This is a genomic window from Flavobacterium tructae, from assembly GCF_001853485.1.
Classification (GTDB): Bacteria; Bacteroidota; Bacteroidia; order Flavobacteriales; family Flavobacteriaceae; genus Flavobacterium; species Flavobacterium tructae.
Genome location: NZ_MIKE01000024.1, coordinates 127,926 through 153,615, shown reverse-complemented (window position 1 = coordinate 153,615; position 25,690 = coordinate 127,926). Strand labels below are relative to the sequence as shown.

Annotated in this window: 27 protein-coding genes and 2 tRNA genes; 22 read left to right on the top strand and 7 right to left on the bottom strand. The window is 34.9% G+C overall.

All coding sequences use genetic code 11. The annotated features are described in order from the left end of the window. Positions 1–25 precede the first annotated feature (25 nt). From BHE19_RS14285 to BHE19_RS14265, 5 genes are all read right to left on the bottom strand, one after another. Positions 26–349, bottom strand: coding sequence for a hypothetical protein (locus BHE19_RS14285; protein WP_070907695.1), 324 nt, complete (start codon positions 347–349; stop codon positions 26–28). A gap of 721 nt (positions 350–1,070) precedes the next feature. Continuing rightward, a complete protein-coding gene (locus BHE19_RS14280; protein WP_089059946.1) occupies positions 1,071–1,265 on the bottom strand; it encodes a hypothetical protein in 195 nt (64 codons plus the stop codon). A gap of 94 nt (positions 1,266–1,359) precedes the next feature. After that, entirely contained in the window at positions 1,360–2,004 is a 645-nt protein-coding gene (locus tag BHE19_RS14275) for a DUF3560 domain-containing protein (protein ID WP_070907691.1), read from the bottom strand. 59 nt (positions 2,005–2,063) lie between these two features. Beyond that, positions 2,064–2,285, bottom strand: a complete 222-nt coding sequence (locus tag BHE19_RS14270; RefSeq protein WP_070907689.1) for a hypothetical protein — start codon at positions 2,283–2,285, stop codon at positions 2,064–2,066. A 50-nt stretch (positions 2,286–2,335) separates the two neighbouring features. Further along, a complete protein-coding gene (locus BHE19_RS14265) occupies positions 2,336–2,641 on the bottom strand; it encodes a hypothetical protein (RefSeq protein WP_070907687.1) in 306 nt (101 codons plus the stop codon). A gap of 148 nt (positions 2,642–2,789) precedes the next feature. On the opposite strand from BHE19_RS14265, the gene BHE19_RS14260 reads away from it, so the two are divergent. The 18 genes from BHE19_RS14260 (at position 2,790) to BHE19_RS14180 (ending at position 21,471) form a co-directional block, all read left to right on the top strand. Continuing rightward, positions 2,790–3,413, top strand: coding sequence for a terminase small subunit (locus BHE19_RS14260; RefSeq protein ID WP_070907684.1), 624 nt, complete (start codon positions 2,790–2,792; stop codon positions 3,411–3,413). Positions 3,414–3,486: 73 nt separating this feature from the next. After that, positions 3,487–3,603, top strand: a tRNA-OTHER gene (locus tag BHE19_RS22810). Between the two features lie 111 nt (positions 3,604–3,714). Then, positions 3,715–3,787 (top strand) — tRNA-Phe (locus tag BHE19_RS14255). Between the two features lie 194 nt (positions 3,788–3,981). After that, positions 3,982–4,236: a hypothetical protein gene (locus BHE19_RS14250; RefSeq protein WP_124020467.1), complete on the top strand. Its 255-nt coding sequence runs from the start codon at positions 3,982–3,984 to the stop codon at positions 4,234–4,236. Positions 4,237–4,467: 231 nt separating this feature from the next. Continuing rightward, positions 4,468–5,925 (top strand): terminase family protein, encoded by a 1,458-nt coding sequence (locus BHE19_RS14240; RefSeq protein ID WP_070907678.1) that lies wholly within the window; start codon positions 4,468–4,470, stop codon positions 5,923–5,925. Positions 5,926–5,927: 2 nt separating this feature from the next. Further along, positions 5,928–7,367, top strand: coding sequence for a phage portal protein (locus tag BHE19_RS14235; protein WP_070907675.1), 1,440 nt, complete (start codon positions 5,928–5,930; stop codon positions 7,365–7,367). A 107-nt stretch (positions 7,368–7,474) separates the two neighbouring features. Then, positions 7,475–8,140 carry a hypothetical protein gene (locus BHE19_RS14230; RefSeq protein WP_070907673.1) on the top strand — a complete coding sequence of 222 codons (666 nt, stop codon included), beginning with the start codon at positions 7,475–7,477 and terminating at the stop codon, positions 8,138–8,140. 29 nt (positions 8,141–8,169) lie between these two features. After that, positions 8,170–8,568, top strand: coding sequence for a hypothetical protein (locus tag BHE19_RS14225; protein WP_070907670.1), 399 nt, complete (start codon positions 8,170–8,172; stop codon positions 8,566–8,568). Between the two features lie 3 nt (positions 8,569–8,571). Further along, complete coding sequence (locus BHE19_RS14220; RefSeq protein WP_083342552.1) at positions 8,572–9,846, top strand: major capsid protein; 1,275 nt, start codon at positions 8,572–8,574, stop codon at positions 9,844–9,846. Position 9,847: 1 nt separating this feature from the next. Then, complete coding sequence (locus tag BHE19_RS14215) at positions 9,848–10,426, top strand: hypothetical protein (protein WP_070907665.1); 579 nt, start codon at positions 9,848–9,850, stop codon at positions 10,424–10,426. Between the two features lies 1 nt (position 10,427). Continuing rightward, positions 10,428–10,946 carry a hypothetical protein gene (locus BHE19_RS14210; RefSeq protein WP_070907663.1) on the top strand — a complete coding sequence of 173 codons (519 nt, stop codon included), beginning with the start codon at positions 10,428–10,430 and terminating at the stop codon, positions 10,944–10,946. A gap of 17 nt (positions 10,947–10,963) precedes the next feature. Beyond that, positions 10,964–11,848 carry a hypothetical protein gene (locus BHE19_RS14205; protein ID WP_123923467.1) on the top strand — a complete coding sequence of 295 codons (885 nt, stop codon included), beginning with the start codon at positions 10,964–10,966 and terminating at the stop codon, positions 11,846–11,848. After that, entirely contained in the window at positions 11,848–12,063 is a 216-nt protein-coding gene (locus BHE19_RS22805; RefSeq protein WP_123923469.1) for a hypothetical protein, read from the top strand. The genes BHE19_RS14205 and BHE19_RS22805 overlap by 1 nt, the downstream gene beginning before the upstream one ends. Beyond that, positions 11,999–12,448 (top strand): hypothetical protein, encoded by a 450-nt coding sequence (locus BHE19_RS14200; RefSeq protein WP_070907660.1) that lies wholly within the window; start codon positions 11,999–12,001, stop codon positions 12,446–12,448. Before BHE19_RS22805 ends, BHE19_RS14200 begins: the two co-directional genes overlap by 65 nt. Next, positions 12,445–13,038, top strand: coding sequence for a hypothetical protein (locus BHE19_RS14195; RefSeq protein ID WP_070907658.1), 594 nt, complete (start codon positions 12,445–12,447; stop codon positions 13,036–13,038). Before BHE19_RS14200 ends, BHE19_RS14195 begins: the two co-directional genes overlap by 4 nt. A gap of 1 nt (position 13,039) precedes the next feature. Next, the gene (locus tag BHE19_RS14190) at positions 13,040–17,197 is read left to right on the top strand and encodes a hypothetical protein (RefSeq protein ID WP_070907656.1); all 4,158 of its coding nucleotides are present in this window, start codon (positions 13,040–13,042) and stop codon (positions 17,195–17,197) included. Beyond that, complete coding sequence (locus BHE19_RS14185) at positions 17,197–19,437, top strand: hypothetical protein (protein WP_070907654.1); 2,241 nt, start codon at positions 17,197–17,199, stop codon at positions 19,435–19,437. Before BHE19_RS14190 ends, BHE19_RS14185 begins: the two co-directional genes overlap by 1 nt. 3 nt (positions 19,438–19,440) lie before the next feature. Next, positions 19,441–21,471, top strand: a complete 2,031-nt coding sequence (locus BHE19_RS14180) for a hypothetical protein (RefSeq protein WP_070907652.1) — start codon at positions 19,441–19,443, stop codon at positions 21,469–21,471. A 25-nt stretch (positions 21,472–21,496) separates the two neighbouring features. On the opposite strand, the gene BHE19_RS14175 is transcribed toward BHE19_RS14180, so the two are convergent. Further along, positions 21,497–21,751: a hypothetical protein gene (locus BHE19_RS14175; RefSeq protein WP_070907650.1), complete on the bottom strand. Its 255-nt coding sequence runs from the start codon at positions 21,749–21,751 to the stop codon at positions 21,497–21,499. Next, complete coding sequence (locus tag BHE19_RS14170; protein ID WP_070907649.1) at positions 21,751–21,954, bottom strand: hypothetical protein; 204 nt, start codon at positions 21,952–21,954, stop codon at positions 21,751–21,753. The genes BHE19_RS14175 and BHE19_RS14170 overlap by 1 nt, the downstream gene beginning before the upstream one ends. 109 nt (positions 21,955–22,063) lie before the next feature. Between BHE19_RS14170 and BHE19_RS14165 the strand changes: the two genes are divergently transcribed. From BHE19_RS14165 to BHE19_RS14150, 4 genes are read left to right on the top strand one after another with little or no spacing between them, the layout of a single operon-like run. Then, positions 22,064–24,124 (top strand): hypothetical protein, encoded by a 2,061-nt coding sequence (locus BHE19_RS14165; protein ID WP_070907647.1) that lies wholly within the window; start codon positions 22,064–22,066, stop codon positions 24,122–24,124. A gap of 41 nt (positions 24,125–24,165) precedes the next feature. Further along, entirely contained in the window at positions 24,166–24,585 is a 420-nt protein-coding gene (locus BHE19_RS14160; protein ID WP_070907645.1) for a phage holin family protein, read from the top strand. A 1-nt stretch (position 24,586) separates the two neighbouring features. After that, positions 24,587–25,063: a M15 family metallopeptidase gene (locus tag BHE19_RS14155; RefSeq protein WP_070907643.1), complete on the top strand. Its 477-nt coding sequence runs from the start codon at positions 24,587–24,589 to the stop codon at positions 25,061–25,063. 19 nt (positions 25,064–25,082) lie between these two features. Further along, positions 25,083–25,682, top strand: a complete 600-nt coding sequence (locus BHE19_RS14150) for a hypothetical protein (protein ID WP_123923471.1) — start codon at positions 25,083–25,085, stop codon at positions 25,680–25,682. Positions 25,683–25,690: the final 8 nt, after the last annotated feature.

Genomic DNA, 25,690 nt, shown 5'->3' with positions numbered 1-25,690 from the left:
TAGCCACTCAAATAGAGTGGCTTTTTTATTGTTCTTTTCGGTTCAATTTAATTCTATCATAATATGTGAGTTCTGGTTTCTGTTCAGGATATTGTAACCCCATTACTTTCTCATAGTAATTTTTTACAACATCTTCATCAATGTATATTTTATCTCTGCTCAGTTGAATATTTAGCCCCAAGTGTATACAACCTCTTCTTATATCAAGAAGCAATTCATATTTAAACATTAAATCCAATTCTTCCATTGAAAATAATTGTTGTATTGCTTTATATCCAACACTCTTTTCTCCTAATCCGGAAGCCTTCAAAATATGATTTTCAACTTCCTTTTTTACATTACTATCCATGATATTCAAATTTAGACATGCAAAATTATTGTAGATTGTAATAGGTACATTTGTACCGAGTGTTCTAAATTGGAACAAATTAGTTTGTGGAACTATTTAGTAGATAAAATAGTACTTATTGAAGTTGATGAAAAGTAATCTGATTAAGTACGTGAAAGCGTTGTTAGTGTAGAAGTAGTAAGGGGAAATAATAGTTATAAGAAATAAGAAGTAGCTATTGTTAATAAAATTAATGTTAACTTTTGACTTGAATGCGCAAATTTTTGCGCTGTTTGCATATATTTGTAAATGCAAAACCCGCCTATAAGACGGGTTTCATAATTGGTTTAGACAATCTTATTACTTTTGCATGTTTGTACAATTACACAAATCGTACTGATAACATAATAAGCAATAGATGAAATTGTTAACCAAATTTCTGGATTACGTAGGTCCATAAAAAAGGAATTTAAAAAAGCTACAGCGCCAACTGTGGCTTTTTTTATTAGTAGACTACAAAGATTGTTATTTGTAGTCTAAAATAAAAGTCAAACTTATGCACAATCGGGCGTAGTTTTTAACAACACCCAGAAAATGAGATATTTTTCATTCATTTCGTAAGTTACTAGTAATTAGCAAGTTGTTTTGTTTTGTTAATGGTTATAGCCACCGTATAATATAGAGTTTTTCTAATAATAAGCAATATTTTTTTAATGTTTTTAGAAGGCTTTTATCAGTTTTTCTATAGCTTATTTGCTTGAGTTTTAATAAATGAAATAAGGTCTTGGTAGTTTTTTTCATTGAACGAATGGCGTTCATTCTTCCCAGTCTTTTTACTTCTAAAAGTGTTATAGGTAATTCCCATCGCTTCGGCTGCTTTAACTCCGCTCATTCCAAAATCATCTAAGACTTTATTTATTTTTTCAATTGGTTCCATATTCTGTATATTTGTGCCAAATTTAATTGTAATAATTAAGTTTCCTTTCTACAAAAGGTAAAAACCTCTCGAAAGAGAGGTTTTTTTTTGATCATTATTCCCAAAGTTTTTTTGCAGTGGCCAGATTCTTTTCGGCTTCATTTACTGCCTTTTTTGCGTAGGTTAAAGAAAAAGAGTGTGTACGTTCGTACTTTCCAGACTTAAATCCTACATGACGCTCTTTTGTTTCCTCCACTTTGTACTCGTAGTATTCTATGCTTTCAGGCATTGATAAATTAATTAGATGTGCTTTCTGCTCCCAGTAATCGGCTTTACTTTCGTGCTGTTCGGCTATTTTAGTTTGCTCCACTGATTTACTCATTCTGTTATGATTCCTTTCAATTAACGCTCTATGTCGTTTCTCAGAATGATGTCCAATTTTGATTGGTTCGGCCAATACAAGAAAATCTTTGCCTTCGTGGGAAGCTTCCCAATATTCAGTGCTTTTTTTCTCAGCAGATGCGGACCATTTTTGGTATCTATCGGCTTTCTGTTTACAATATTCCTGATAATTGAAGCCATCCGCTCGGACGATTGAATAAAAGAAATTACCATCTTTATCTTTCGCAACTAGATTAAATACAATGCAATCGTGTTCTTTTCCATACTTAGTAGTAAGTGTTATTGTTTCGCCTTTTTCGTGCATTTCTGGGCATTTTGCAACAAAGACATTAGGGGCGTATTTTGAGTAAGTATTCATGATGTTATTTTTTAAGGTTTGTTTTAACCCGTCCTTAATGACGGGTTATTGATTTCTTATTATATGTTTTGATCTTCGTGAATAATAAAACTGTAGTCAATAAAGTATTTTCCTCCGGTCTCTTTGGCTATTGCTTTTGCTCTTTTTCTATAAGTGAAGCCGGTAATGTATTCACCATCATCGCCTTTTTCGCTTTTAATTCTGTAATATGGATATCCAAGTATTACGGCTTTCCACCAGATAATGATTCTTTTGAATGTATTTTTTATTATTGTAATCATCGATTTTTATTTTTAAAGAGAGGTCTTTCGACCTCCCTTGATTAGTACGTTTAAATTAATTTGAAGTGTTTATTTGAAAATCGGTGCCACTTCTTTACTCCGTTGTCATTCATAATTTGGAACTGTGTCCATTCGACTTTGAGTACTTCATACTTTTTGTCTTTTGTAAAGCTACTTGCGCCATGTACGTTGATACATTTTACTTCGTCATGCGGTTGAACATCTTTTAATTCTCTGAACGTTTCTTCTGTTTTGCGATTGATAAGTTCTTTAACTTCTATCGACTCTAATCTAATTTGCTCATGGAACCCTGTTACGATACTTAGAGCTTTTTCGTACTCTTCTAGTGAAATCATTGTTTTAAAATTTAATTGTTAATAATTGTTTCAATTCTACCCTACAAATATACGACGCATTGTTGTGTCGTGAAAGAAAATATTAAACTTTAACATATTTTATTTAAAAATTATATATTTTATTAATTTTGTAATTCAATTGGATCATATGAAAACGAACAATCTCACCATTTTACAAGAAGCAATTGCGCAGGCCTATGTTAGGACAGGTGTTGGCTCAGAAGCGTACAAAGAAGCCGGTTATTCTTATACGAATAAATCTGATAAGTCTATTCATGAATGTGCGTCCCGGGTATTGAATAATGTCAAGGTAGCGGCAAGGGTAAAAGAGTTACAATCCGAAGTAGCGGCAATCGCAAAAGAGAAGTTTCAAATTACATCTGAAGAAATGCTTCGACAGTTAGATCTGTTTCGTAAGGCCCGTATTGATGAGTATGTAGAGTATTGCGAATTTGAATATCCGGTTACTACCACAACTGGAACTGGTAAGAGTAAAATCACTACTACAACAATTGAAAAGCGGACAGAATTGCGTTTAAAAACATTTGACAAACTTACTCCAGAACAAAAAAGCTGCATTGAAGGCATAAAGCAGACAAAATATGGCATCGAAATAAAACTTCATGGTAAAGAGTGGTCTATCGAAAAGATCAATAAACATATTGGGTTCTATGAAAAAGATAATGAGCAAAAGAATCCTGGTTCAGATTTTAAAACACCGGAAGAACGCGAACAAAGAATTGCCGAGTTGAAAGCTAAAATGGGTTTGTAATTTGATAAATTTGTTTTTATAAAATATGTTATAAAATAACAAAATATGTTTAGATTTGTAATGTAATAAAACCGGGGAAATAGCTCAGTTGGTTAGAGTGGTGTTTCGCTGGTACGGAGACTCTGAAAACATGTAAAGTAAGGGCAGTCATAGCAAACGCAGGTCGCCGGTTCGAATCCGGCTTTCTCCACAACACTCAAGAAGAAGTACCCGCCGAAAGCATTGCTCCATTAAGTACGTAATTAATAGTCAATGTTTCCTGATTGCAAGCAGGATAGGCGGGGAAAAATGAAATTCAATTGGCCTTGTAGCTCAGCTGGTAGAGCAGTGGACTGAAAATCCATGTGTCACAGGTTCAAATCCTGTCAAGGCCACAAATCATTTTAAACAAAAGCAATGATCACCCTGATAAGTCAGGACAGAGAACCATTCGGGTAAGGACATAGGCTCGTTATATCATTCTTTGATACGTGGATTATTGGTATGGCACGTAGACAATCTGGACCGTTTAGCGTTAAGTGGTGAGTTATAAGTGGTAGCTGCTGAAAACCAGATGTGATTTTGCTTTTTGTTTAAGATACTAACTACTACGATCATGAACATATCAATCGAAAATGGACGCGTATTCGTCAATGGAAAAGAAACTGTTAATCCGGAGCTTATCGGATATGCAATATTAGATGCAGCGGAAAGCAGTGATACACTAATCTGTTCCTATCAAGAAATTAAAGATCTTGTATCAAAAGTTATCGAAACTACATTTGAAGTTAATGACACAATTGACCAGGTTATTAAGTCAATTGGTAAAACAAATGCTGCATGATCAAAAATATTCTTAACTACTTCAAAAAAAGAAAAGAACGCAAGAAAGCTCAAAAAGAAACAATTCATCGGGTTATAAATAATTATAATGAATTGATCAATGAATTAAGATTAATACAGGAGAAGAAGAGCAAATTATCAAAAAAGGAAAGAGATTTCGTTGAACTACGAATTATGCACCTAATTTCAAAAGGCCATATTCAAGTAAGTACTTAACCACCAGAATTTATAAATGGACATTACTGATGAGGAAATATTAGAACTCGAGAATCTTTTAAAAGAAAGAGATATCGATATTGCTCGTGGCCGTTTATGTGTATTGAATGAAGGAACAAACCCTAATTATCGCATTTTATACAATGCAATCACAGATCAACACTATAACGAAAATGGAGAGTTAGTCAGAGGTTTCAGAGGATGTGCGCTTGAAGGATCTTCAAGATCCGGTAAAACTTGGTCCGGTGTTGACATTATTATTTGGCTTTGTCTGTTTGTTGAGGTTGATGGCTGTACAATAAACATTTATCGTGAGACATATAATGAGTTTAAGACAACTTTATATGACGATTTTAAAAGACGTTTAGATGATTATTCCCTTCCAAACCCTTTTCATAATGCCAAAGAAATAAGGAGTTTTAAAATTGGCAAGAGCACTATTTACTTTCTTGGTGATGGTAAACACGGTGCTAGTTGTGATTATGCTTTTTACAATGAAATAATGTTTCTTGAAAATTCGGTATTTGATCAATCTGAAATGCGTTGCAGAAAATTTTGGTGGGCGGATTATAATCCAAGTGTGACTGAACATTGGTTTTTTGATAAAGTTCTGTCACGTCCTGATGTTGGATTTTTAAGAACGACGTACTTAGATAATAAGTTTGTTTCTGCTCAGGAACGAAATAAAATATTGTCTTATGAACCATGGAAGCCTGGTTCATACATAGTCAAGAATAACGTCATTTGTTGTTATAACAAAGAGACAAAAAAAGTTGAGCCTATAGGTAAAACCAATCAACCGCCTCCGCATCCTGCCAATATTTCAAACGGTACTGCTGATGAATTCATGTGGAAAGTTTATGGACTTGGTTTGAGAGGTGCAATGAAAGGAGTTATTTTTCCTTTTGTAGAATGGATTGATAAATTTCCAGAACATATTGCGCCAATATATCCAAATGACTTTGGTTTTACTACAGATCCGAATACGCTTATAAAGTATGGTGAAGATGAATATAACATTTGGATTGAACCGCTGTCTTACGAACCTATAGAAAACCCTGAAGATCTGTCTGATTTTATAGAAGCAATTGGACTTGAAAAAGATATTATAATGCCTTGTGATTCGGCAGACAAATACACCGGAGAAAACAAAGGTACTGTTGAAATGGTGAAAGGACTTAAGAAACAAGGATATGTAAATGCTTTCAAGATTAAGAAAACCAAATCAGTTATGTATTGGTTAAACTCAATGAAGAAAAAGAAAATACACATTATTAAAAACCATTTGTACCAACAAGCAAAAAAAGAACAGGAAAACTACAGAATGAAGGAGATAAATGGAATTGCAATTAATCAGCCTATAGATCAATTCAATCATATTTGGGATGGTAGTCGTTATGGGCACATTGCTCACAACTCGCCAACAATTGTATTACAATCAAGTCAAGAATCAATCAATAATATAAATTATTAGTCATGGAAGAAGAATTCTTATTGCAATTAAAATCAGAGCCAGATAAAGTAATTGCAAAAATTAAAGAACAATCAAAAGATAGTGCTAAAATTTTAGCGTACCAGAAAGAATACAAACAACATGATAGAACTATTAGAGATTCTCAAGTTGGAAACATTCAAAAAGATAAAGTTGTTGGAACTGGAGAAAAATCAAAATCAGTTAAGACTGTTAGAATTCCTATTGATTTTGCGAAAAAAATTGTTTCAACAGCCACTGCTTTTGAAGTTGGTAAACCAGTAACTCTTGTTCCTTCTGAATCAAATTACCTTTCGGATCTTGTAAAAATGATTTGGAAAACAAATAGGATTGATGCTTTACTTCAAAAATTAGTTTCACTAAAGAAGTCAGAAACACAAGGAGCAATTCAATTCTATATTACCGATATAAAAGACAATTCTCTATTTAAAAAAATATTGAATTTCTTCAAATTAGGAACGCAAGCCAAAGAAATAAAGTCAAAAATACTTGATAATACAAAAGGATCTATGACGCCATTTTTTGATGCAACTGGAAACATGACTCTATTCATGTGGGAATATAAAGCAAAAAATACGAATGGAAAAGAATTAAACCACGTTGAGATTTGGGATGAGGTTAATTATCACTACCTAAATGATGAAACAGGTAAGTTAGCTTATTTTGACAAAGTTATTCCTCATGGATTTGACAGAATACCTATAGTTTATGTTGAACAGGAGGAACCGGAATGGTTTATAGTAAGAGAATTGATTGATAGATATGAAACAACTCTTTCCAAGCTTGGAGGCTCTAATGACTATACAGCTTATCCTTTACTTCAAATATTTGGTGAGGTTAATTCATTTCCTGAAAAAGATGATTCAGGAAAAGTGTTACAATTTCCAATTAAAGTTGATGATGATGGTAAACAGATACATGGTAAAGCAGAGTTTCTAACTGCAGATAACTCAGCTGAAAGCGCAAAACTTGAATTTGACAGTGTGAAAGACCTTATTTACTCTATTTCGCATACTCCAGATCTTTCATTTAATAACCTGAAAGGAATGGGGGATATTTCCGGCGTAGCATTAAAACTAATGTTCTTGGATGCTGTTATAAAATCAACAATGAATGAGGGCGATAACAGGACTATGATTGAACGAATCCTAAATATTATAACTTCAGGAGTGGTCAAGACCACCAATACAAACCTTGTTAAATTTTCTGAAGCATTATTTTACGAGATTGTATTTAATTCAATTATTCCGGATGATGTTAAAACAGCAACTGAGATAATAACCTCACTTAAAGCAGCAGGATTACTTTCGACTACAACAGCTATTAAGTTAATTGATATGGTTGAAAATCCTGAAGATGAACTTAAACTAATTCAGGAAGAAGTTGCTTTAAAGCCTAAAGAAAAAGAGGCTGCAGTCGTCTAATTATAAACAAAAAACATTATAAAATAAAATCCTTATTTAGAATGATTCTAAATAAGGATTTTTTATTTACATTTGTCTCTATAAAAATGTAACAAAATTATTTCAACATGGCAGTAGACAAACAAAAGGTGATAGCAAGACTTAAGGTATTATTTCCTAAGGCTAATTTGTCACAAAAAAGGTTAGACGCGATAGCGGATAAACTTGCAAAAAAACCAGCGGATGACGCAGACGATACAGCTATTGATGCAGTAATCAATGACTTTAATGATGTTATGAGTATTGAGGATATCGCCAAAGATGATGATAGAACCAGAACACTTGAAGCAGAAAAACAAAAAGGAATTGAAGAGGCAAGGAAAAAAGCTGGATTAGATCCAATTGAAAAGAAAGATGAAAAAGTTGAGTTGCCGGACAACACTCCAGATTATGTAAAACTAATCATGGGTAAATTGGACAGTGTATCAACTGAGTTAGAGGCTATAAAGGCAGGAAAAGCGACTGAAACTAAAAAAGCATCTGCATCTGAACAATTCAATAAATCAGAAATTCTTAAAAGAATTCCAGAAAGTGTAAAGCCGAACTGGATAAACAGAATTGATGTTAATTCCGAAACCTCATTTGAAGATCAAATTAAAAATCTTGAAACTGAGTATGGTCAATTGGTTCAGCTGTCTGCTGACACAAATCAATATGCTCCACCAGCTGGAGGCGGCAACCCTTCTGATATTAAAGTTGATGATGCAGTTGTTGAAGGCATGTTGAACATTTAAAAATTGTTTAATCTAAAAATTTAAAAATTATGTCGGGAACTACCGCAAATTTAAATAACACCGGAGCAAATTTCGATACTGGCAATGACAGTATTGTGATTGTTTTAAACTTGGAAACTATTCCAGGTGGAAAAACTTTAGATACTACAGGATTCGCACCAGAAGTTATTCCTGCCGGGCATGTTGTTATTGAAGAAACAGCAACGGGAATTTTAAAACCTATGCCTGTTTCTGGCTCAAACTATGGATCATTACCAGCAAACCATACTTACAAGGGGATTGTTATTTCAAGCGTTTTGACAACAAAACCTTTTGTTGGAATTTTGGTAAGAGGTTCTGTAAACAAAAACGCTTCTAAATATGGCATTGCTTCTATCCTTTCGGCTTTAGCAAGTGCTTTACCATTAATCAGATTTACTAAAGACTAAGCTATGAATCAATCATTATTTGTACAGTTTATGGCTTATTTTAAAGCCATTGCCAAAACCATTGAAGAAAAAGTAAATGGTAAAAAAACAGAGTTGACCTATCTATATAAAGAAATGTTGACAGAGGAATTAAGTGTTGATTTACAATGGAAAAGTTTGACTGTAAACTCAAACATTGTCGCAGCTGATATCGTAGCATTAGATTCTGCTCTACCATTAAAGAAAAGAGATTCATTTGGTACAGCTTCCGGAGATATTCCAAAGTCAGGTATGAAATTACAATTAACTGAAAAGCAAATGACCGATATTGATGTGTTAAAGGCACGAAATGTTGAAACAGCTGTTTTGGTTGATAAGATATTTCAAGATGAGGTTAAATGTACTATGGGGGTTCATGAGAAAATGGAGCTTATTTTCCTTCAAGGGTTGTCAACTGGAATTGGATTAGTAGAAGATGAGAATAATGTTGGTACAGGTGTACGTGTGGATTACGGTTATGTTGCTTCTAATAAATTTGGCGCTTCAGTTGTATGGTCTAATGCAAACGCTAAACCAATTGATGATATAAGCAGAATTGTTAAAGTTGCCAAATCAAAAGGAGATCAGATCAAATTTTTGATGATGTCAGATGATACTTTCGACAAATTTGCTAGTAATCAACAAACTAGAGAACAATATGCATTCTCTCAAAATTTTGTCGGAACAGCTATTCCAGTACCAGATCTTGAACAAGTAAATGCGATGCTACAGCGTAAATTCAAGTTGTCTATAATTGTTGTAGATAGAACTGTAACAACAGAACGTGATGGTATAAGAACAATTCACACCCCATGGGCAGTTGATAATGTTATATTCTTGACATCAAACAAAGTTGGAAAGCTTGCATATGGTATTCTTGCTGAAGAAACTCGTAAATCATCTAAAGTGATGTATGAGAAATCAGGTTCTTTCATTTTGTTGAAGAAATGGAGTACAGAAGAGCCCTTTGCTGAATTTACATCATCACAAGCTTTGGCTTTGCCGGTAATCAATAATGTTTCATCGATTTATTTATTGAATGTTGAAGAGGCTGTTGCTGATGTTCAAACAGAAGGGGATGGCAATTTTGCATACAAAGGGACTAATTACACAAAAGTGTCTGTAGTTGCTGCTTATAAAATGATTAAGCCGAATAGTACAATTACTACAAGTACTTCTGATGCAAACATTATGTCCGGTATTAATAAATTATCTGATGAACAGGTATTGATTTTTGAAGCGAACATTGTAGCTGCTTAATATGTACAGTCAAGAAGCAATAGATATACTCATAAACCGAATTGGTTGGTCTGAATTATCATCGGGCCTGCCATTTGGTTTAACGGCAAGTAACAAAACAGCTGACTCTGGGAAGATGTTTAACTGGTATCATTCTTCTGTGCTCGTTGACAATGTTTATGCCGCAGTTCCTGAGGTAGAAATGAATGAAGTAGACTTTAATGATTACTTGGGAACTATTAGAAAGCAAGCAGTTTTGACAGTGTTAACGTCGATTCTTGATACATACGTTGATTATGATCCAGTAGTTGATTATTCCAATGTTATTCTGCAAAGACCGGCATTATTTGATGACTCAATTGGGTACTCAGTATCAATTAAAATGTTGGAATTATACCTTTCTACTTCACGCTCAAATTTCTTTGAGAGAAATGCTAAAATGAGTTATCAGAGTTTGAAAGTTGAGTTGGAAGGCGCCAGGAATGACAATGGTCATTTCGTCGCAAAAGGAATCATATACAAGCTGGAGCAAAGCATTAAAAAGGCTCAAAAAATAATTTTCCCCTATAAGATTGTAGTAAACAATGCTAACGCCTGGTAACATGAATCATACAATTGTAAATCCAAAAGGAATTGATAAAGAAATACAAGTTATCCAAAATGCTTTGTTTTCAAAACTAGGCTGGCCCAAAATGGATATTTATGGCCGTGTTCATAAAAACTTATCAAAGGATAAAGGTTATGTTCCTGAGTTCTATATGGGTAAAAATGAATACAAGGATGTATTTACAAATGATCTACAGGCGTCGAACATCTTTTTCATTGATGACGAGACTCATACTACTGACAACCGGGTATTTTATTTCAGTGATGTTAAGATTGTGTTTATGGTTGATCTGCGAAAGATTAAACCAAACATTAATCACCGGGCTGATATGGAAGTTGAGGTTGAGGCATTGAAAGTTGTGAAACAACATCGAATGTTTCAGATAGATGGATTTGAAAAAGGAGTTGAAGCTGTTTTTAAAGGGTTCAATATTGATCACATTAGAAAGTTAAACATACAGCCTTATCATGTTTTCGCTTTGACTGGAAAATTGAAGTACAAAATTAATTGTTAATTAAAAAAATAGAAATCATGGTTTACCAAGAGTGTAAAAACAAGAAGAAAGCCAAAAAAAACACCGGTGCCAAAGAGCAGTGTCTTGAAGGGCTTACAATAAAAACTGCGGTGCACGTTCTGGGATTTAAGTTTGACAGCATCGAAGATGCAAAGGATAAGACAAAATGGAATGCCGCGGTTGCCGAGAAACAAATAATTCCTTTGTATGAGGTTGAGGAATTGGCTTCTGCAAATACGGAAGATACTGTTTTTGAAGGTAGAAGAAACCAGTATATTACTTCAACTGGTAAAAAAGTAACTACATATAATAGCTTCTTAAGCCTTTGCTCACATTCGGCACTTAAAACATACCACAAAGCTGATTTAGGTTTGTTTGAGTTTACTGAAGATGGCGCTATCAAAGGAGTCATTAACGAAGATGGAACAGTAAAAGGCCAGGCTATTGTTATGAATGTTGGGAAACGTATTGATCCGACTTCAGATCGCCCAGCATCAACACAAGTAACCCTCAATTACAAAGATTACAACGAGTTTGAAGATGATGGTGCGATTTTCCGCCCAGAGGGTTGGGGCGCTGACGACATCTTTGGAATCTTTGACGTTACACTAAAACAAGTATCGGCTACAACAAGTGAAATAAAATTCACTGCAACTGATGGTTGTTCCGGTGGTGATGAAGAGATTACCTCATTTGTGGGCTTAAACTTTCTATTGAGAGATACGGCAGGTGCAGTTGTAACACACTCATTTGTGCCGGCAGCTCCTGATGGTATTTATACGCTCACAGGAACGGGATTCACAGATGGGTTTACTTTAACGTTAAAAGGTGTTGTTACTCAAACTGGTACCGGTACTTCTTATGAGTCACCAACTCCACTAATCATTAAGGTTACACCGTAATGCCAGAATATAAAGGGATCACTTTTGCGGAGGGCTACAACAAGCCCTTCGCAGAGTTTAAAGAAGATTTTGCTTCAACTCATATCTTTAAAGATATCCCATCCGGAGAAAGGGAAGCCGAATTGATAAAAGCACACAAAATCGCTACTAATGGCAACATTTCAGCAACAGTTAGAAAGGGCAAGGAAACTGACACCGAAAAAGCTGGAGATTGATCTTTTTAAATTCATCAGAAGTATTGAAAAGGATTTACTGGATATTCAGAAAAAAAGAATTTCACAAGACAGTAAAGATATTTTCGGAAATCCAATTGGTTTTTATTCATACTGGACGGAAGTAATTACTGATGGCAGGAAAAAACAAGGTCAGCCCTTTTCCGGTATTGATTCCGGAGATTGGATGAAAGGTTTTTACATGCAAGAAGTTTCCGGAGTGTTGAGGTTTAGTTCAAGAGATCCTAAAAATCAAGACATTTTAAATAGTGATCATTGGCTTTCGGACGAACTTTTTGGACTTTCTGACAAAGAATTAAAGGAAGTGATCACATCTCGATTGCTTCCTTTTTTTATTAAAAACTCACGCAACATACTTAAGTTATGATTTACGATTCTTTAGATACAATCCCATATAAAACATTTCTCAAAATAGTAGATACAGGAAATCTGCAGCTTCTTTCACCAACTGAAACTGACGAGGAAGTTTTGATAAACACCTGGGCCGCAATTTATGAAGAACATGAAAATAGAGAAAATGCGACTCCACAAGGAAAGAAATTATTCAGGATCTCTAAGGAAATAGAGTCTTTGGAGTATCAACTTAAAGTTGTTTTGTTTTCATGTGATGCTTTGAAATTTGCTTACGATGAAGATTTGGATCAATTACTAACTGTAGAGTATGGTTTCATTTTGAGAACTACAGATGAGGTTGTCTATTATGAAGATATTGCCCAAATAGAACGAGAGTCTAATGCTTTTAAAGTAAAGATCGGAGTGCTTAAGCAACATCTACCAAAGATAGAATCCGGACAACAATATACTATTGATGATATCATGGCTTCATATTGCTCAATACTAGGCTTCCACATAGGAGATTTTAATGCCATAACCTACAACGCTTACTTCGGGTATGAGAAACAAGTAAATGCCAAGATAGAAGCGATCAAGAAACAAGAGACAACAAAAAAGAAGTAAAATGGCAAATTCAAAAGGAATAATTACTCGTAAAGAAATAATTGAAGAGGAAGCATTGACCTGGGGAAAAGATTATGCCAATCAGACTCAAATTGCCATCGACAAAAATAAAGAATTTGTTCAGGGCATTCTTCAAATTGCAGGTATTCAAAAACAAATCAAAGAAGCGTCAAGTAATTCTACATATAATGCGGCTTTACAACAAGGAATTTTGGCAACTCAGAAAGCCATACTTGCTATAAAGGAGCGGGAAGCAGCGGAAATATCAGCTAATAAAATCAGGATGTCAACAATTGCGCTTGAAGATAAAGAGCGAAAAGCAAAAGAGTCATCAAATAAAGCAACATTAGAAGAAAAAATACTTCTTGCAGAAACTAACAAACAATTAAAGCAAGCAGCAAGGGAGCGACTTGGACTTGTTGGCGCATATGCGAAATTGAACCAAGCGAGGCTTGATGCACAAAAACGATTGGCAGAGTTAATTTCCGCTGAGAAAAAGAATACGGCTGAGATTATTGTCGCACAAGCAGAGTTTGACAAACTTGATGCCAGAGTAAAGGCTGTGGATGCAGCAATTAGAAATTACACCAAAAATATTGGTAACTACGGAAGTGCTTTTGAAGGTCTACGTGGCACTCTTAAAGATCTTATTGCAACATTTGGATTAGTAACCGGTTTAGAACTGTTTGGAGTAGTTGTAAAAGACATTTTTAGTATTGTCTTAGATTTTGACAAACAGTTAATAGCAGTTGGTAAAACTACGAATATGACTGGCGAAGAACTAAAACAATTTGGACGAGAACTTGTTGAGTTGGGAGACAAGAGTAATGGAATTACGGTTGCTGGTCTTATAGAATCTGCGGAGGTTGCCGGTCAGTTGGGTGTAACCGGTACTGCAAATATTCTAAAATTTTCATCTGCCATCGAAAAGTTAAAACTAACTTCAGATATTAACTCCGAAGAAGGTGTCGCACAATTTGCAAAGTTTATTGAGGTATCATCTGACAGTTTTGAAAATGCAGATCGATTGGCTTCAGTAATTACTCAATTAGGAAACTCTTTTTCAACTACAGAAAAGGAAGTGTTATCCAACTCAACAGAAATTCAAAAAGGGGTTGCAGTGTACAATACTTCCGCACAGGGAGTTTTGGCACTTGGTGCTGCAACTTCTTCTTTAGGATCTGAAGCCGAAGTTTCAGCAAGTTCAATTCAAAAGACATTTGGAGTAATTAATCAGTCAATAGCGACTGGTAAAAATTTGGAAGCAATCTTAAAATTAACAAATTTAACTCAAAAGGAACTTTCGAAACAATTTAACCAGGACGCAACAGGGGTTTTCGTAAAGTTTGTTAAAGGTTTGAACACTGCTAAAAAAGAGGGACAAAATCTGGCAATTGTTCTTGGTGAACTGGGATTGGATGAGGTTAGATCGTTTAAAACTATCGGTTCACTGGCTGCAAATTATGATCTTTTGGCCAGTGCAATGGCTCAGGCTAAAAAAGAGTATGAAGAAAATGTTGCATTAAACAAAGAAGTTGAAGCTGCTTCCGAAAGTTTATCTTCTATTCTGGCTGACATAAATGATCGATGGGAAGCGTATGTTTTAATGGCAAACGACGCCAGCTCCGGCTCCATCTACTTGGCTAAAGTTTTAAAGTTTGTGCGAGACAACTTTAAGGAAATTATGGATTTCATAGTAAAATTTGGAACGGTTTTAATTACCTACGTAGGAATTTTAAGAACTGTAAATTTTGTTATGGTAACGTATAGTGCTTTACAAGCAGCTGCAACTGCGGCACAGATACGTTTTGCATTAGCAACAGGTATTGGTACCAGATCCATTCTTGCACAAGCTGCAGCGGCTAGGCAAGCAATGGTTGCACAGGAAGGGTTAAATGTTGCTACAAAAGCAACTCCATGGGGATTAATACTGGCTTTTTTGTCAGCGGCAATTGTCGCTTATATGGTTTTTAATGATGAGATGAGTGATGCAGAGAAAAATATTAAAAAAATTGTTGATGCAAATAAAGAATTAGAGGAGTCTGAAAAAGCGTTTTCTGATGCCCGGGATCAATCAAATAACGAAAGATTTAAAGATATCGAACAAGATATAAAGCTTAGAAAAGCCCAGGGTGAAAATTCAGATAAATTGGATAAAGAGGAAATTGCGATGAAAAAAAAGATTTTGGTAGCCTCTTTAGAAGTTTTTACTGAGTTGAAAAAAGCTGAAGCTGATAGGACCCAAACTGAGATTAATAGTTCTAGACAACGCATCGCACAGTTTCAAATAGAAAAGAACTACCTCGCAAATGGAAACTGGCGTGTAAGTAAAGAAGGTCACAATAGTGATGAACTGGACGATCTTATAAAGACAGAAAAAGATAAAATATCCTTCAAAAAAGCTACAGCAATTAAGAATGCTCAATTAACTACCGACGAGAAGAAGAGACTTGAAAAGCAATTAGCTGATTTAGATAAAGATGCTGCGATTAAAGACGCTGAATTTAAGAAGGAAATGAGCAAGAAGGAGTTGGCTGCTTTAAGAAAGAAATTAAAGGATGCTTTTGAACTTTGGAAAAAAGGACTTGACGACCAATTTAAACTGCAACAGTTTCGCCTTCAAGTTGGTTTAGATATGGATGATGAGATTTTGGAAAATGATAAAATGTCATACGATAAAAGACTTGATTCTTTATCGGATTACAACCAATTAGCATCTGAACGAATCAGAAATGCTGCGGAATATGAATTGTTTCAATTAGGTAAATACAACGAGAAGACTGGAAAATTTATAAGAGAACTTTCTGATTTGGAAATTAGTGAACTTTTAGAAACTGGTAAGATAAAAAAAGAACTAACGAACGGTCAGAAGTTAATTCTGGAGAAGTTTCAAGATGACCAAAAAAAAATAACGCTAAAAGGAGTCAAGGATCGTCAAAAAATTATTGATAGTGAGGTTGAGGAAGTTAAAAAGAGGATTGATGCTGACTTATTAACAAATGACACTAAACTTAACAAAGCCTTAGAAGCGGAGAATATACTATATAATGCGTCATTAAATAAGAATACAAATTTAGAAAAGGCTCAAGAAGAACACGAAAGAAGAATCATTGAAATTAAAAGATCAGCTGCAAAAGAAGCAATAGCTATTCAAATAAAAGCAATTGAAGATATATTGGCTGCTCAAGACAAGCTTCCTGAAAACGAGCGTATTTCCGTTCAAAAAAGGAAACAGTATGATAATGAACTCTCAAGATTAAAATTAGAAAACTCGGAGCTAAATGTTTTAAACAATGATCAAGCAACCAAAAAAATACTTTTTTTCAATGAAGAGTATTTTAAGAAGGTTGAAGAGTTATCACAAAACTTAACTTTTGCTCTCCAAGATCTTGGGAATGCAATTTTTGAAAGAAGAATACAAAATATTGAGGCTGATCAGCAAGCTAATGATGCATATTATGCTAAACAAATTGAACTTGCAAAGAACGATGAAAGGCAGAAAGATCTTCTTCAAAAGGAACGTGACAAGAAAAACGATGCTTTAGAAAAAAAGAAGCGTAAAGAGCAAGAAAAGCAAGCAATTTTCAATAAGGCTATGGCAATTGCAGAAGCATCCATGAATACTGGAAAGGCAGTTACTGCAGCATTAACAGCAGGGCCAGGTATTGGACTTGCATTAGCTGTGATTACTGCAGCAGTAGCAGCTGTACAATTAGCAGCGATTGTCGCGACACCACTTCCAAAATACAAAGATGGACGTAAAGGCGGTAAAAAAGAAATCGCAGTTATCAATGATGGTATCGGGCCATCCGGAGGATATGTTCAGGAGGTTATTGAACGTAAGTCCGGAGCAATTGAAGTTCCAACTGGAAGTAATAAAATTGTTCAGTTATATGAAGGTGATACTGTTCATAAGTCGGTAGGTGATTTTAACAAAATGCAACGTGCTGCAATGATGGCCAGTCTTAATATGCAGGGGCAAAAAATGAGTGATTTTCAAGCTACCCAATATTATGAAACTGCTTATGGCAAAGAAATGCTGGAGGAAATGAAATTGACAAGAAAAGTAATTGAGAATCAAAAACAACCGATTATCAAAATTCCTAAAATAGATATTCCCCACGAAGTATGGAAGTCTAAAAATACAAACTGGAGCTAATGGGAAATATTAATCCACAATATAACGATCGTGTACAGTACATCCTAAAAAGCAAAGAGATGGGTGAACTTATTATTGTTGAACCAATTGGTTGGAACGATGATGATAAGGAGTATTCCAGGAATGAAGAGTATCATGGTATTTTTCCAAAATTCTCAAATTCACTGCAGTTTGTAAAAGAAGGGGCAGATTATATCCAGTTAGGATATGATATCTATGGAATTATGATGGAAATTGAGTTGATTAGAAACGAAAGACATCCGCAGAATGATGTTTGGACCCTTACTTACTCTGGGTATCTTGATTTGTCAACATGGGGCCGCTCCAATGGTCAAGTTAAAGTAAAATTTAACTCCGGAGGGCTTGAACAGGAGTTAAAAGCAAGGAATTCTGAAACTGTGGAAGTTGATAGAACAACTACAATCAACGATTCTATAATTCCGGAACTGCAAACAATAAATGTTGAACTTGATGGTAGAAAAATTTTCCTTCAGACAAAATTTGTAACTAAGGAGAGTGAGAATTCGGCTGACCTTGTGAATACTTCTTCGGATGGTAATACAAGAGGTTCAACCATATCTGTTCCTATGGCTCTTATTAACAAGTCACATGAAAGTGCTCAAGCGCCGATAGCTGGTTCATTAGTTGGAGATAACTCATGGGATAGAACCGGAAACGGCGACGTAAGTAATTTGTTTTTTGCAATTTCCGATAGGGATCGTGATTTAAAAATAAAGATTAAGTTACAATTCAAAGCTAATATATATACGTTTGACGACGTCCAAAACTTTAAATTTTGTGTCAGATTGGCTACCTATAAAAATGGGGGTGATTTTATTCTAAAGGAAAATAGATTTTTGTTTGAGAAAACATCACATGCTGAACTGCATGGCAAGACATTTCAGGTTGATTTTGACGATACTGTAAAAATACTTGCAAATGAGAGTTTAGGATTGCTTTTTGACCAAAATGTTGACTTTGCAAATACCAGATCACAAAGGCTTGAAATTTCCGCGGAGAACATTGTTTGTAGTTTAGATGTTGATGAAGAGAGTTTTGAGGAAAAATCGACAACAAAGGCAATTTTAGCCCATGAATTAGCTGATAGATTAGTGACTATTGCAACCAATAAACAAGGTGCTTTCTACTCAGACTACTTTGGAAGAAAAGATTTAGGTTACCCGGTGAACGGAAAAGGAGCTTATGTTGCATTTACTCACGGATTTTGGGTGAGACAGTTCGATAAATTGCCATTGCCAAAAGAAGAAACTAGCACTTCGCCAAAAGTCACAAATTTATTTAAACCGGTGACTACCTCATTTAGTGATTTCACAACTTCAACTAAAGCTGTTTTCAATTTAGGCATAGGAATCGAAAATATTGGAAATAAAGAAAGAGTGCGAATTGAAGAACTAAGTTATTTCTATAACAAAAATGTAACAATTCGGCTTCCCAATCAGGTTAAAAACGTGGACCGGAATACGGCGCCGGATAAATATTACTCAGCAATTGAAATAGGGTATGAAAAGGGGGGAGATTATGAAGAAGCTTTTGGATTGGATGAATTTAATGTAAGATCAAATTTTTCAACGTACATAAGTAGGCTTAAAAATGTCTATACTCAAATTTCAAAGTATAGGGCCGACAGTTATGGGATGGAATTCGCGCGCAGAAAGCCTAAATCATTAAATGAAACTGAAGATTCGAGTTACGATGAAGATATATTTTTTCTCGATTTGAAAAAAACAAGTTCAAATACTTTTTCTCAACGCAAATGGCAGGATGATTTTGAAAAAGCGCCTACCGGTATTTTCAGCCCTGAAACAGCTACTGGTCTTAGATTGTCACCAGTAAACTCTTTATTGCGGCATGGGTGGTGGATATCCGCTTCAGTTATTAAGTATGCGACGAATAAATTGAAATTTGGTTCGTCCGCTGCCAACAGACAACTAAGAACGAAGCTTTCCGGGAAGCATGAATATGCAGAGAATGGAGATGTGATCAACGCAGAACTTGAGCCGGCCAGATTTATCCCGGAAACAATAGACTTTGAGCATGTATGTGATTTTGATGTTATGCAGCAAGTCAACGGATTTACAATGATTTTGGGCAAAAAAGTGATGAATTTGTACGGTTTAGTTGAATTCATAAATGAAGATGGTGAAACTGAGAAAGGATTTTTATTAAACCTAAAACCTAACGGAAAAGGATCTTGGAAAGTATTAAAATTTAATAGATAAAACATGGCAAATTCAAAAATAACAATTCAGTTTAACTCGGTGCCTATTTATAATCAGTCTGTTTACTTTGACCAACATAGCGATATTACTTCAATGTTCGCTAGAGAAACATTTGTTGGCCAAAGGTTAGGACAATATCAGGCTGAGTTACCAAAAGATATTACAACAGAAACTTCGCCTGAAACTATATATTCCGGATATGCATCAGATTTATACAAACGAGCATTTGATTTAGATTTCAATACATCTAATTTGTACACAGTCGAATCAACAAGAGGACCAGCTGGTTCCGGAATAGGTACAGTAATCATCACAGCAAATTTTGCAGGTGCTGTGTTTTTAAATGAATCTGCCGATGGAGATGTTACATTCATTATTGAAAATGAACCGGCATTGCCAGCATTCAATATTACGGAAGTTAATTTCGGTCAAGCTTTATCAACTCCATGCCAGAAAGTACGTGTTTTAGTTACAACAGATAATTTAGCTGTAAAAGTAATTAGTCCAGTTTCGATTGATCCAAATACCAATAATCCATTTGCTCTCGATTGGCTGCGTGGTGATACGATTAACGTGATTGTGGAAGACGCAAATGGAAAACAAGCAAGTAAAAGTATAGTATTACCAAGTTTACTTTCGGCTGCTAATTTTACGATCAATGTGAACAACAGCCCCAACGGCGCGACAGTTTTGGTGGAAAATGCTAATTCGACCGGGTTAGTTTTGCAATACTCATTAGATAATGTTTCATGGCAATCGTCTAATATTTTCACTGGTCTTGATGTCGGTGATTTTGTTTTAAATGTAAAAGATCAATTAGGCTGCTCTTTTACTAAAGCATTTTCAGTGAATGAATTTGGTATTCAATCACCATATTTTTACATCTCGAAGTCAAATTCGATTAGATACGCGAAAAGAATTACCTGGGGCGATTCGGAAAATTATAAAACGGATGAAAATACTTTAAGCTGTGAGGTTGATGTTGATGTTGTTTACAAAGAGGTGCAGCAATTTCAAAGTGCCGACATTGTGCCCACTCAGTTTAAATCAAACTACAGTAGTAATGTTGCCAAAGTAATTAGAGAGGATCTAAGCGAAATTGTAATACCGATTGAAAAAAAGTCAAATAATATTGGAATAAAGGATAAACGAGATGCGCGAAAATACAGTATTGGAGGTGGTAAGGCCGGCATTTATTTTATATCTGGGAATACATATGATTATAATACGAGTTCAGTTATTGGAAACTACTCTTTAAATGGCAGTCTTCCGGAATGGGGCGTTTCCGGGAATTATATTGTAATCTCGAATGCTTGGTTTTTGATTGAGGAGATTGTTTTTGATGAATCAAAGAATTCAGACGTGATAATTATTTCAGAAAACTTTTCCGGATCTGAAATTAGTATTGTAGTAGGTTCTATTTTTAACCGGTTCAATTATGAAATATATGAGTATTTCATTGATATGGTAAATTTTATTGATCAAAAGTTTCACGTTCAGCTTGTGAATTCAGATCCTAACTTTGCAACTATTACTCATTTAAGCGAGGAATTATGGTGTCAAGTAAAACATGAAGATGTAGTTGAAATCAAATATCATAATACAACAAATACGGATGTTTTTTATGCAACCGGGATTGAATTTAAGATTAGGATTCCGCTTACAAGTAAAAAGGGACTTCCAGAAGAGAATAGTGAGATCCATAAAACAGATACTGCAGCTTTGCTTTTAAGTGCCGATCTGTATGAAGTTGATCAATTTGTTTTTGAACCAGTAACCAAAGAAATCTGGCGCAAAATAATGATTGCACTATCACATGAAAAAGTGTGGTTAAATGGAGTAGGTTATGTGAAAAATGGCAGTTTTAGTACTGAAGGTCCGTTGGAGAAATCAAATCTATACGTTTTAACTGCAAATATGATCAAGACGGGAAATGTTTACAACTCTATTGGAACTGGAAATTTTGATTTAGATGAAGGGCAAGTTGAAGTACCAGGTTTAATTTCTACTGAATCTGGATATGTAGCGTACTAGTAATATGAAAAAAAAGAAACCCGCTTTATTTAGCGGGTTTTATAAGTTTAAATAAACGGTTGTTAATTTCCTGTGTTTTACTATAAACATCTTCTAATTCATCACTATGAATTTTTAGATTATTTTGTTTAACCAGATCTAAATATATTTTGTCTGCATCAGGATAGAATATTTCTTCGTCTCTTTTTGTCGGATTTTCAATTTTATTAAATTGTAAAATTTGCGATTTTAAATGTATCTCGTAATCTTGAACAAATTTATCCTTATTAAATGTGTTCATTATTTCAAATCTTTAAATTGTTTTCCATCTACATGAATACTGCGATTGTCATGATAGTGATGGTGATGATGATGAACAATATTGGTAGATCTATCTATAAATCTTGAAGAATTCTGATCTGGAAATAATGCATTACCGGCTACTTTGCCAAGTTTCCAGCAACCGCCAACAATAACTACAAAAAGGATAAATATAAACATCATATAAGCAAAGTTATTAAATATTAATCTCTTACATAGGCAATTTTGTTATTTAGAATGATTCTAAATAAAATAATAATTTTTACATTTGTGGGATAAAATATTTATCATCATGAGCTTCCAATCTATTATCACAAAACAAGTAGCTTTATTGACAGATCGGTTAAATGCAATTGCAAATAATGCTAAAAAAATTGTAGAACTACCATGGCAATCGGTTCTGCGCCCAAATTCTGAGATTCATGTAAGTGATTCCGGTACCTCATATAAAATTAAGATTCAACAGATATTTGATTGGTTTAATTCAGTTCGACAAAATCAGTTGGTGTCTGCTAATGTTTCAATTATTGCAAATGATATTGTTGTTGCAACTGGCGCACAATGGATCATTGGGAATGTAAATTATGCAACAGTGGGTAACACATCATTTACTATTGAGTATGCTGAAACTGGTTATACTAGAAATGATATTTTGGTTGCAAACAAAAACAATCAAATAATTCGAATTTTAGGCCCTGAAACAGAAGGTACTTCTCCAACGCCTCCAACGCCAATTGATACAGTCCTGGTTACAATTATTAATGTAACAGATTCAACTATTGGCAATACACCTCCAATAATAGGAGGTGATTATGAAAAAGTAGTCAATAAACAGAATTCTCTAACTGTAGATGGTACCGGCAAGAAGTATCCAACTGTGGATGCTGTTAATTCGATTTTAGTTAGCAAGGAAGATTTACTGAATAAAGCAACTAACTTCACTACAGTAAATGATATTTTGTATCCGTCTGTCGCAGCTGTAAAAGCATACGCAGACAATTTACTAGTTGGTGTTATAAATCTTAGAGGTGTTTGGGATGCTTCAGGTAACCTATTTCCTATTACTGGAGGAAGCGGGATTTCAGGAGCGATACAAAAAGGAGATTTATGGTATGTTTCAGTAGCTGGAGTGTTGGCAGGGAAATCTGTAAACGTAGGTGATAGTTTTTTTGCTCTTGTAAATTCCCCTAATCAAGTATCTACTAATTGGAATGTGATAGAGTCTAATATTGGGTATGTTCCAGCAAATGATGCAAATGTACTACACACTTCAGGTAATGAAAGTTTTACAGGCGTGAAATCTTCAACAAATACAACTAATTCCCAATCTAGCGGATTAGATTTGACAAATAATGGAGGAGCACCTGGATCTACTGTGTTTAAAATAACTAATTCATCAACAGGAAGAGGAGGGCAGGTTATTAATAGCGGCGGAGGATCTGGTTTTTACATAATAAATAACAGTAATGGGAACGGCTTGGCTTCCGTTAATAATGGAATAGGAAACGCATTCACATCTGCAAATAACTCATCAGGTACTGGATTTGCTGCCTCTAATACTTCCACCGGTAGTGGTATTTATTCTGTGAACGATTCGACCGGAATAGGTGTCGTATCTAACGGGTCATCCGGATCTACTGGATTTATTTTTGCGGGTCAAAATAACGGAGTGAATACTTTCACGATAAATAAGTCAGGAGATACTGTTTTAAATTCTGCTACAATTACAACAGTACCAACTACAAGTGCTGGAGCTTATGATGTATTGACTCGAGATAGCTCTACAGGAGTTGTCGAAAAAGTGCTTAGTTCATCGTTTGCTGCAGACTCTAACGTTGTCCATAAAAACGGAAATGAAACAATAGCTGGGGTTAAATCTTTATCTGAGAGGCTGCAATTCGCAACAGATCAAGGATTCACTAGTGGGGGCTCTATGCCTTTCATTCATAGATCGGGGGATCATATCGCGGTTTGCTCCACGACTTTAGCCGGAACTGCTAGATTAGATACCAAGAATATAACGACATCCTCTCCTAAAACATTTTCCTTTCCAAACAAAGACGGTACGTTTGCTATGACGTCAGATTTACTCGTAATATTAACGGGAGCCGCTACTTTAGACTTCCCTAATACAGCACCTGGCACTTCACAAGATTTAAATATTTCTGTTCCTGGTGCTGCTCTTGGAGATGTTGTATCACTTGGTGTCCCTTATGCTTCGGTGGAACCAAATAGTCAATATACTGCTTTCGTTAGTGCATCTAATGTCGTAACTGTACGATTTGTAAATTTTGACACGTCAACTGCAAGAAATCCTGTTTCAGGTGACTTTAAGGTTAAAATAATCAAGTAGTAAACACTTTGATAAACTACAATTCATAAATTAATTATCATATGATTTTAAAATACATACCAGACGGTTCTTTGCTTATAGGTCTTTTTGTTCTCTTCTTTTTGGATTTTGCATTTGGCGTCACAAAGGCAACGTTGACCAAAACAATAAGAAAATCCGAAGGGTTTCGAAAAACATTTACAAAATTCATTCAATATGGCGGCTCTATTATAATAGGAATGGTTTTGTTGAATATCAAAAGTGTTAGTGATAGCAAATTGGGAAATCAGTACTCAGGTGTATTTGGTGATTTTATGATAGGAATAATGATCTATATCGAAGTTGTTTCTATTCTGGAAAATATGGAAGTGATCGGAAACAATAATGATTTCGTTAGGTATTTCATACGACCTGTTCGCCGGCTAATCACATTTCAAATTAAAAACTTATTCTCAGATTCTGGGAATATAATAACTAAATAAGATGGATAAAGTAACAAAAGAAAGAATTGCTCTGTTGCACCCAGCTGTGCGTGCAGAAATGACAAAAATTATTGATGAATGTAACAAAGTTCTAACCGGGCGTGCCCAGATTAGAATAACACAAGGTTTGAGAACATTTGCTGAACAGGATGATCTATATGCACAAGGGAGGACTAAGCCTGGTAAAAAAGTAACTAATGCTAAAGGTGGCCAGTCAATTCACAATTATGGTTTCGCTGTTGATGGTGTTTTAATCATTGACGGGAAAACGGCAAGTTGGGATTTTAAAAAAGATTTCGACGGGGATGGTGTGTCGGACTGGGATGAATGCGTAAAAATATTCGCGAAATACGGCTGGAGCTGGGGCGGAAATTGGACTTCCTTTAAAGATTTTCCACACTTTGAGAAAATTGGGTTTAATAACTGGCGCATTCTCCAAACAAAACCTCAAAATAATTCTAATTATATAATTTTATAAGATGCAAATATCAGTAATTATGCAGAATTTTAAAACTATAGCGATATGGCTTTCTATAGTGGTCATTGTTTGGTTTTACAAAGATTATCAATTTCAAAAAAAAGAAAATATCCGGCAGACAGAAAATGTGAGTCAGTTAAGAAAATCGGACAGTTTAAGATTTACAAGTCAGGTATTGACTCATAAAGAAATTGAAGAGCATCTCAATTATAGCGATCCGGAGTTAAAGAAAAAATTAGATGCTGCCAACATAAAAATTGCCAGGATTGAAAGTATTGTTTCGCAAACCTTGAAATATCGAGACACCACTAAAAAGGAAACGGATGTTTCCGGATTAGTGGATGCAATAAAAAATTCAATTCCAAAAGAACAGTCTTGGAGTGATACAACCAAGTGCATGACTGTTGCAGGAGTTGCTTCTTTTGATGGCCAAAAGTTAAAGGTTATCGTTAATGAACGCCAATTTAAAAACAAATCTGACGCTGTCGCTTATTGGGAGCGTCGGGAGTGGAACTTTTTAGGTATTAAAACTCGGTTTTTAGGAAAGAAACAATTTACTGCCAAAACTTTTGATGAATGTGGGGAAAGTCGAATTATGAAAATTGAAAAGAAAAAGTAATTAAAAAA

What these genes read in the sequence shown, in the direction of transcription:
- BHE19_RS14180 (WP_070907652.1), top strand. Translation starts at nt 19,441, where the DNA reads ATGGCAAATTCAAAAATAACAATTCAGTTTAACTCGGTGCCTATTTAT.
- BHE19_RS14210 (WP_070907663.1), top strand. Translation starts at nt 10,428, where the DNA reads ATGAATCATACAATTGTAAATCCAAAAGGAATTGATAAAGAAATACAA.
- BHE19_RS14220 (WP_083342552.1), top strand. Translation starts at nt 8,572, where the DNA reads ATGAATCAATCATTATTTGTACAGTTTATGGCTTATTTTAAAGCCATT.
- BHE19_RS14230 (WP_070907673.1), top strand. Translation starts at nt 7,475, where the DNA reads ATGGCAGTAGACAAACAAAAGGTGATAGCAAGACTTAAGGTATTATTT.
- BHE19_RS14175 (WP_070907650.1), bottom strand. Translation starts at nt 21,751, where the DNA reads ATGAACACATTTAATAAGGATAAATTTGTTCAAGATTACGAGATACAT.
- BHE19_RS14235 (WP_070907675.1), top strand. Translation starts at nt 5,928, where the DNA reads ATGGAAGAAGAATTCTTATTGCAATTAAAATCAGAGCCAGATAAAGTA.
- BHE19_RS14190 (WP_070907656.1), top strand. Translation starts at nt 13,040, where the DNA reads ATGGCAAATTCAAAAGGAATAATTACTCGTAAAGAAATAATTGAAGAG.
- BHE19_RS14215 (WP_070907665.1), top strand. Translation starts at nt 9,848, where the DNA reads ATGTACAGTCAAGAAGCAATAGATATACTCATAAACCGAATTGGTTGG.
- BHE19_RS14200 (WP_070907660.1), top strand. Translation starts at nt 11,999, where the DNA reads ATGGCAACATTTCAGCAACAGTTAGAAAGGGCAAGGAAACTGACACCG.
- BHE19_RS14185 (WP_070907654.1), top strand. Translation starts at nt 17,197, where the DNA reads ATGGGAAATATTAATCCACAATATAACGATCGTGTACAGTACATCCTA.
- BHE19_RS14205 (WP_123923467.1), top strand. Translation starts at nt 10,964, where the DNA reads ATGGTTTACCAAGAGTGTAAAAACAAGAAGAAAGCCAAAAAAAACACC.
- BHE19_RS14285 (WP_070907695.1), bottom strand. Translation starts at nt 349, where the DNA reads ATGGATAGTAATGTAAAAAAGGAAGTTGAAAATCATATTTTGAAGGCT.
- BHE19_RS14195 (WP_070907658.1), top strand. Translation starts at nt 12,445, where the DNA reads ATGATTTACGATTCTTTAGATACAATCCCATATAAAACATTTCTCAAA.
- BHE19_RS14150 (WP_123923471.1), top strand. Translation starts at nt 25,083, where the DNA reads ATGCAGAATTTTAAAACTATAGCGATATGGCTTTCTATAGTGGTCATT.
- BHE19_RS14225 (WP_070907670.1), top strand. Translation starts at nt 8,170, where the DNA reads ATGTCGGGAACTACCGCAAATTTAAATAACACCGGAGCAAATTTCGAT.
- BHE19_RS14165 (WP_070907647.1), top strand. Translation starts at nt 22,064, where the DNA reads ATGAGCTTCCAATCTATTATCACAAAACAAGTAGCTTTATTGACAGAT.
- BHE19_RS14155 (WP_070907643.1), top strand. Translation starts at nt 24,587, where the DNA reads ATGGATAAAGTAACAAAAGAAAGAATTGCTCTGTTGCACCCAGCTGTG.
- BHE19_RS14260 (WP_070907684.1), top strand. Translation starts at nt 2,790, where the DNA reads ATGAAAACGAACAATCTCACCATTTTACAAGAAGCAATTGCGCAGGCC.
- BHE19_RS14170 (WP_070907649.1), bottom strand. Translation starts at nt 21,954, where the DNA reads ATGATGTTTATATTTATCCTTTTTGTAGTTATTGTTGGCGGTTGCTGG.
- BHE19_RS14275 (WP_070907691.1), bottom strand. Translation starts at nt 2,004, where the DNA reads ATGAATACTTACTCAAAATACGCCCCTAATGTCTTTGTTGCAAAATGC.
- BHE19_RS14280 (WP_089059946.1), bottom strand. Translation starts at nt 1,265, where the DNA reads ATGGAACCAATTGAAAAAATAAATAAAGTCTTAGATGATTTTGGAATG.
- BHE19_RS14265 (WP_070907687.1), bottom strand. Translation starts at nt 2,641, where the DNA reads ATGATTTCACTAGAAGAGTACGAAAAAGCTCTAAGTATCGTAACAGGG.
- BHE19_RS14160 (WP_070907645.1), top strand. Translation starts at nt 24,166, where the DNA reads ATGATTTTAAAATACATACCAGACGGTTCTTTGCTTATAGGTCTTTTT.
- BHE19_RS22805 (WP_123923469.1), top strand. Translation starts at nt 11,848, where the DNA reads ATGCCAGAATATAAAGGGATCACTTTTGCGGAGGGCTACAACAAGCCC.
- BHE19_RS14270 (WP_070907689.1), bottom strand. Translation starts at nt 2,285, where the DNA reads ATGATTACAATAATAAAAAATACATTCAAAAGAATCATTATCTGGTGG.
- BHE19_RS14240 (WP_070907678.1), top strand. Translation starts at nt 4,468, where the DNA reads ATGGACATTACTGATGAGGAAATATTAGAACTCGAGAATCTTTTAAAA.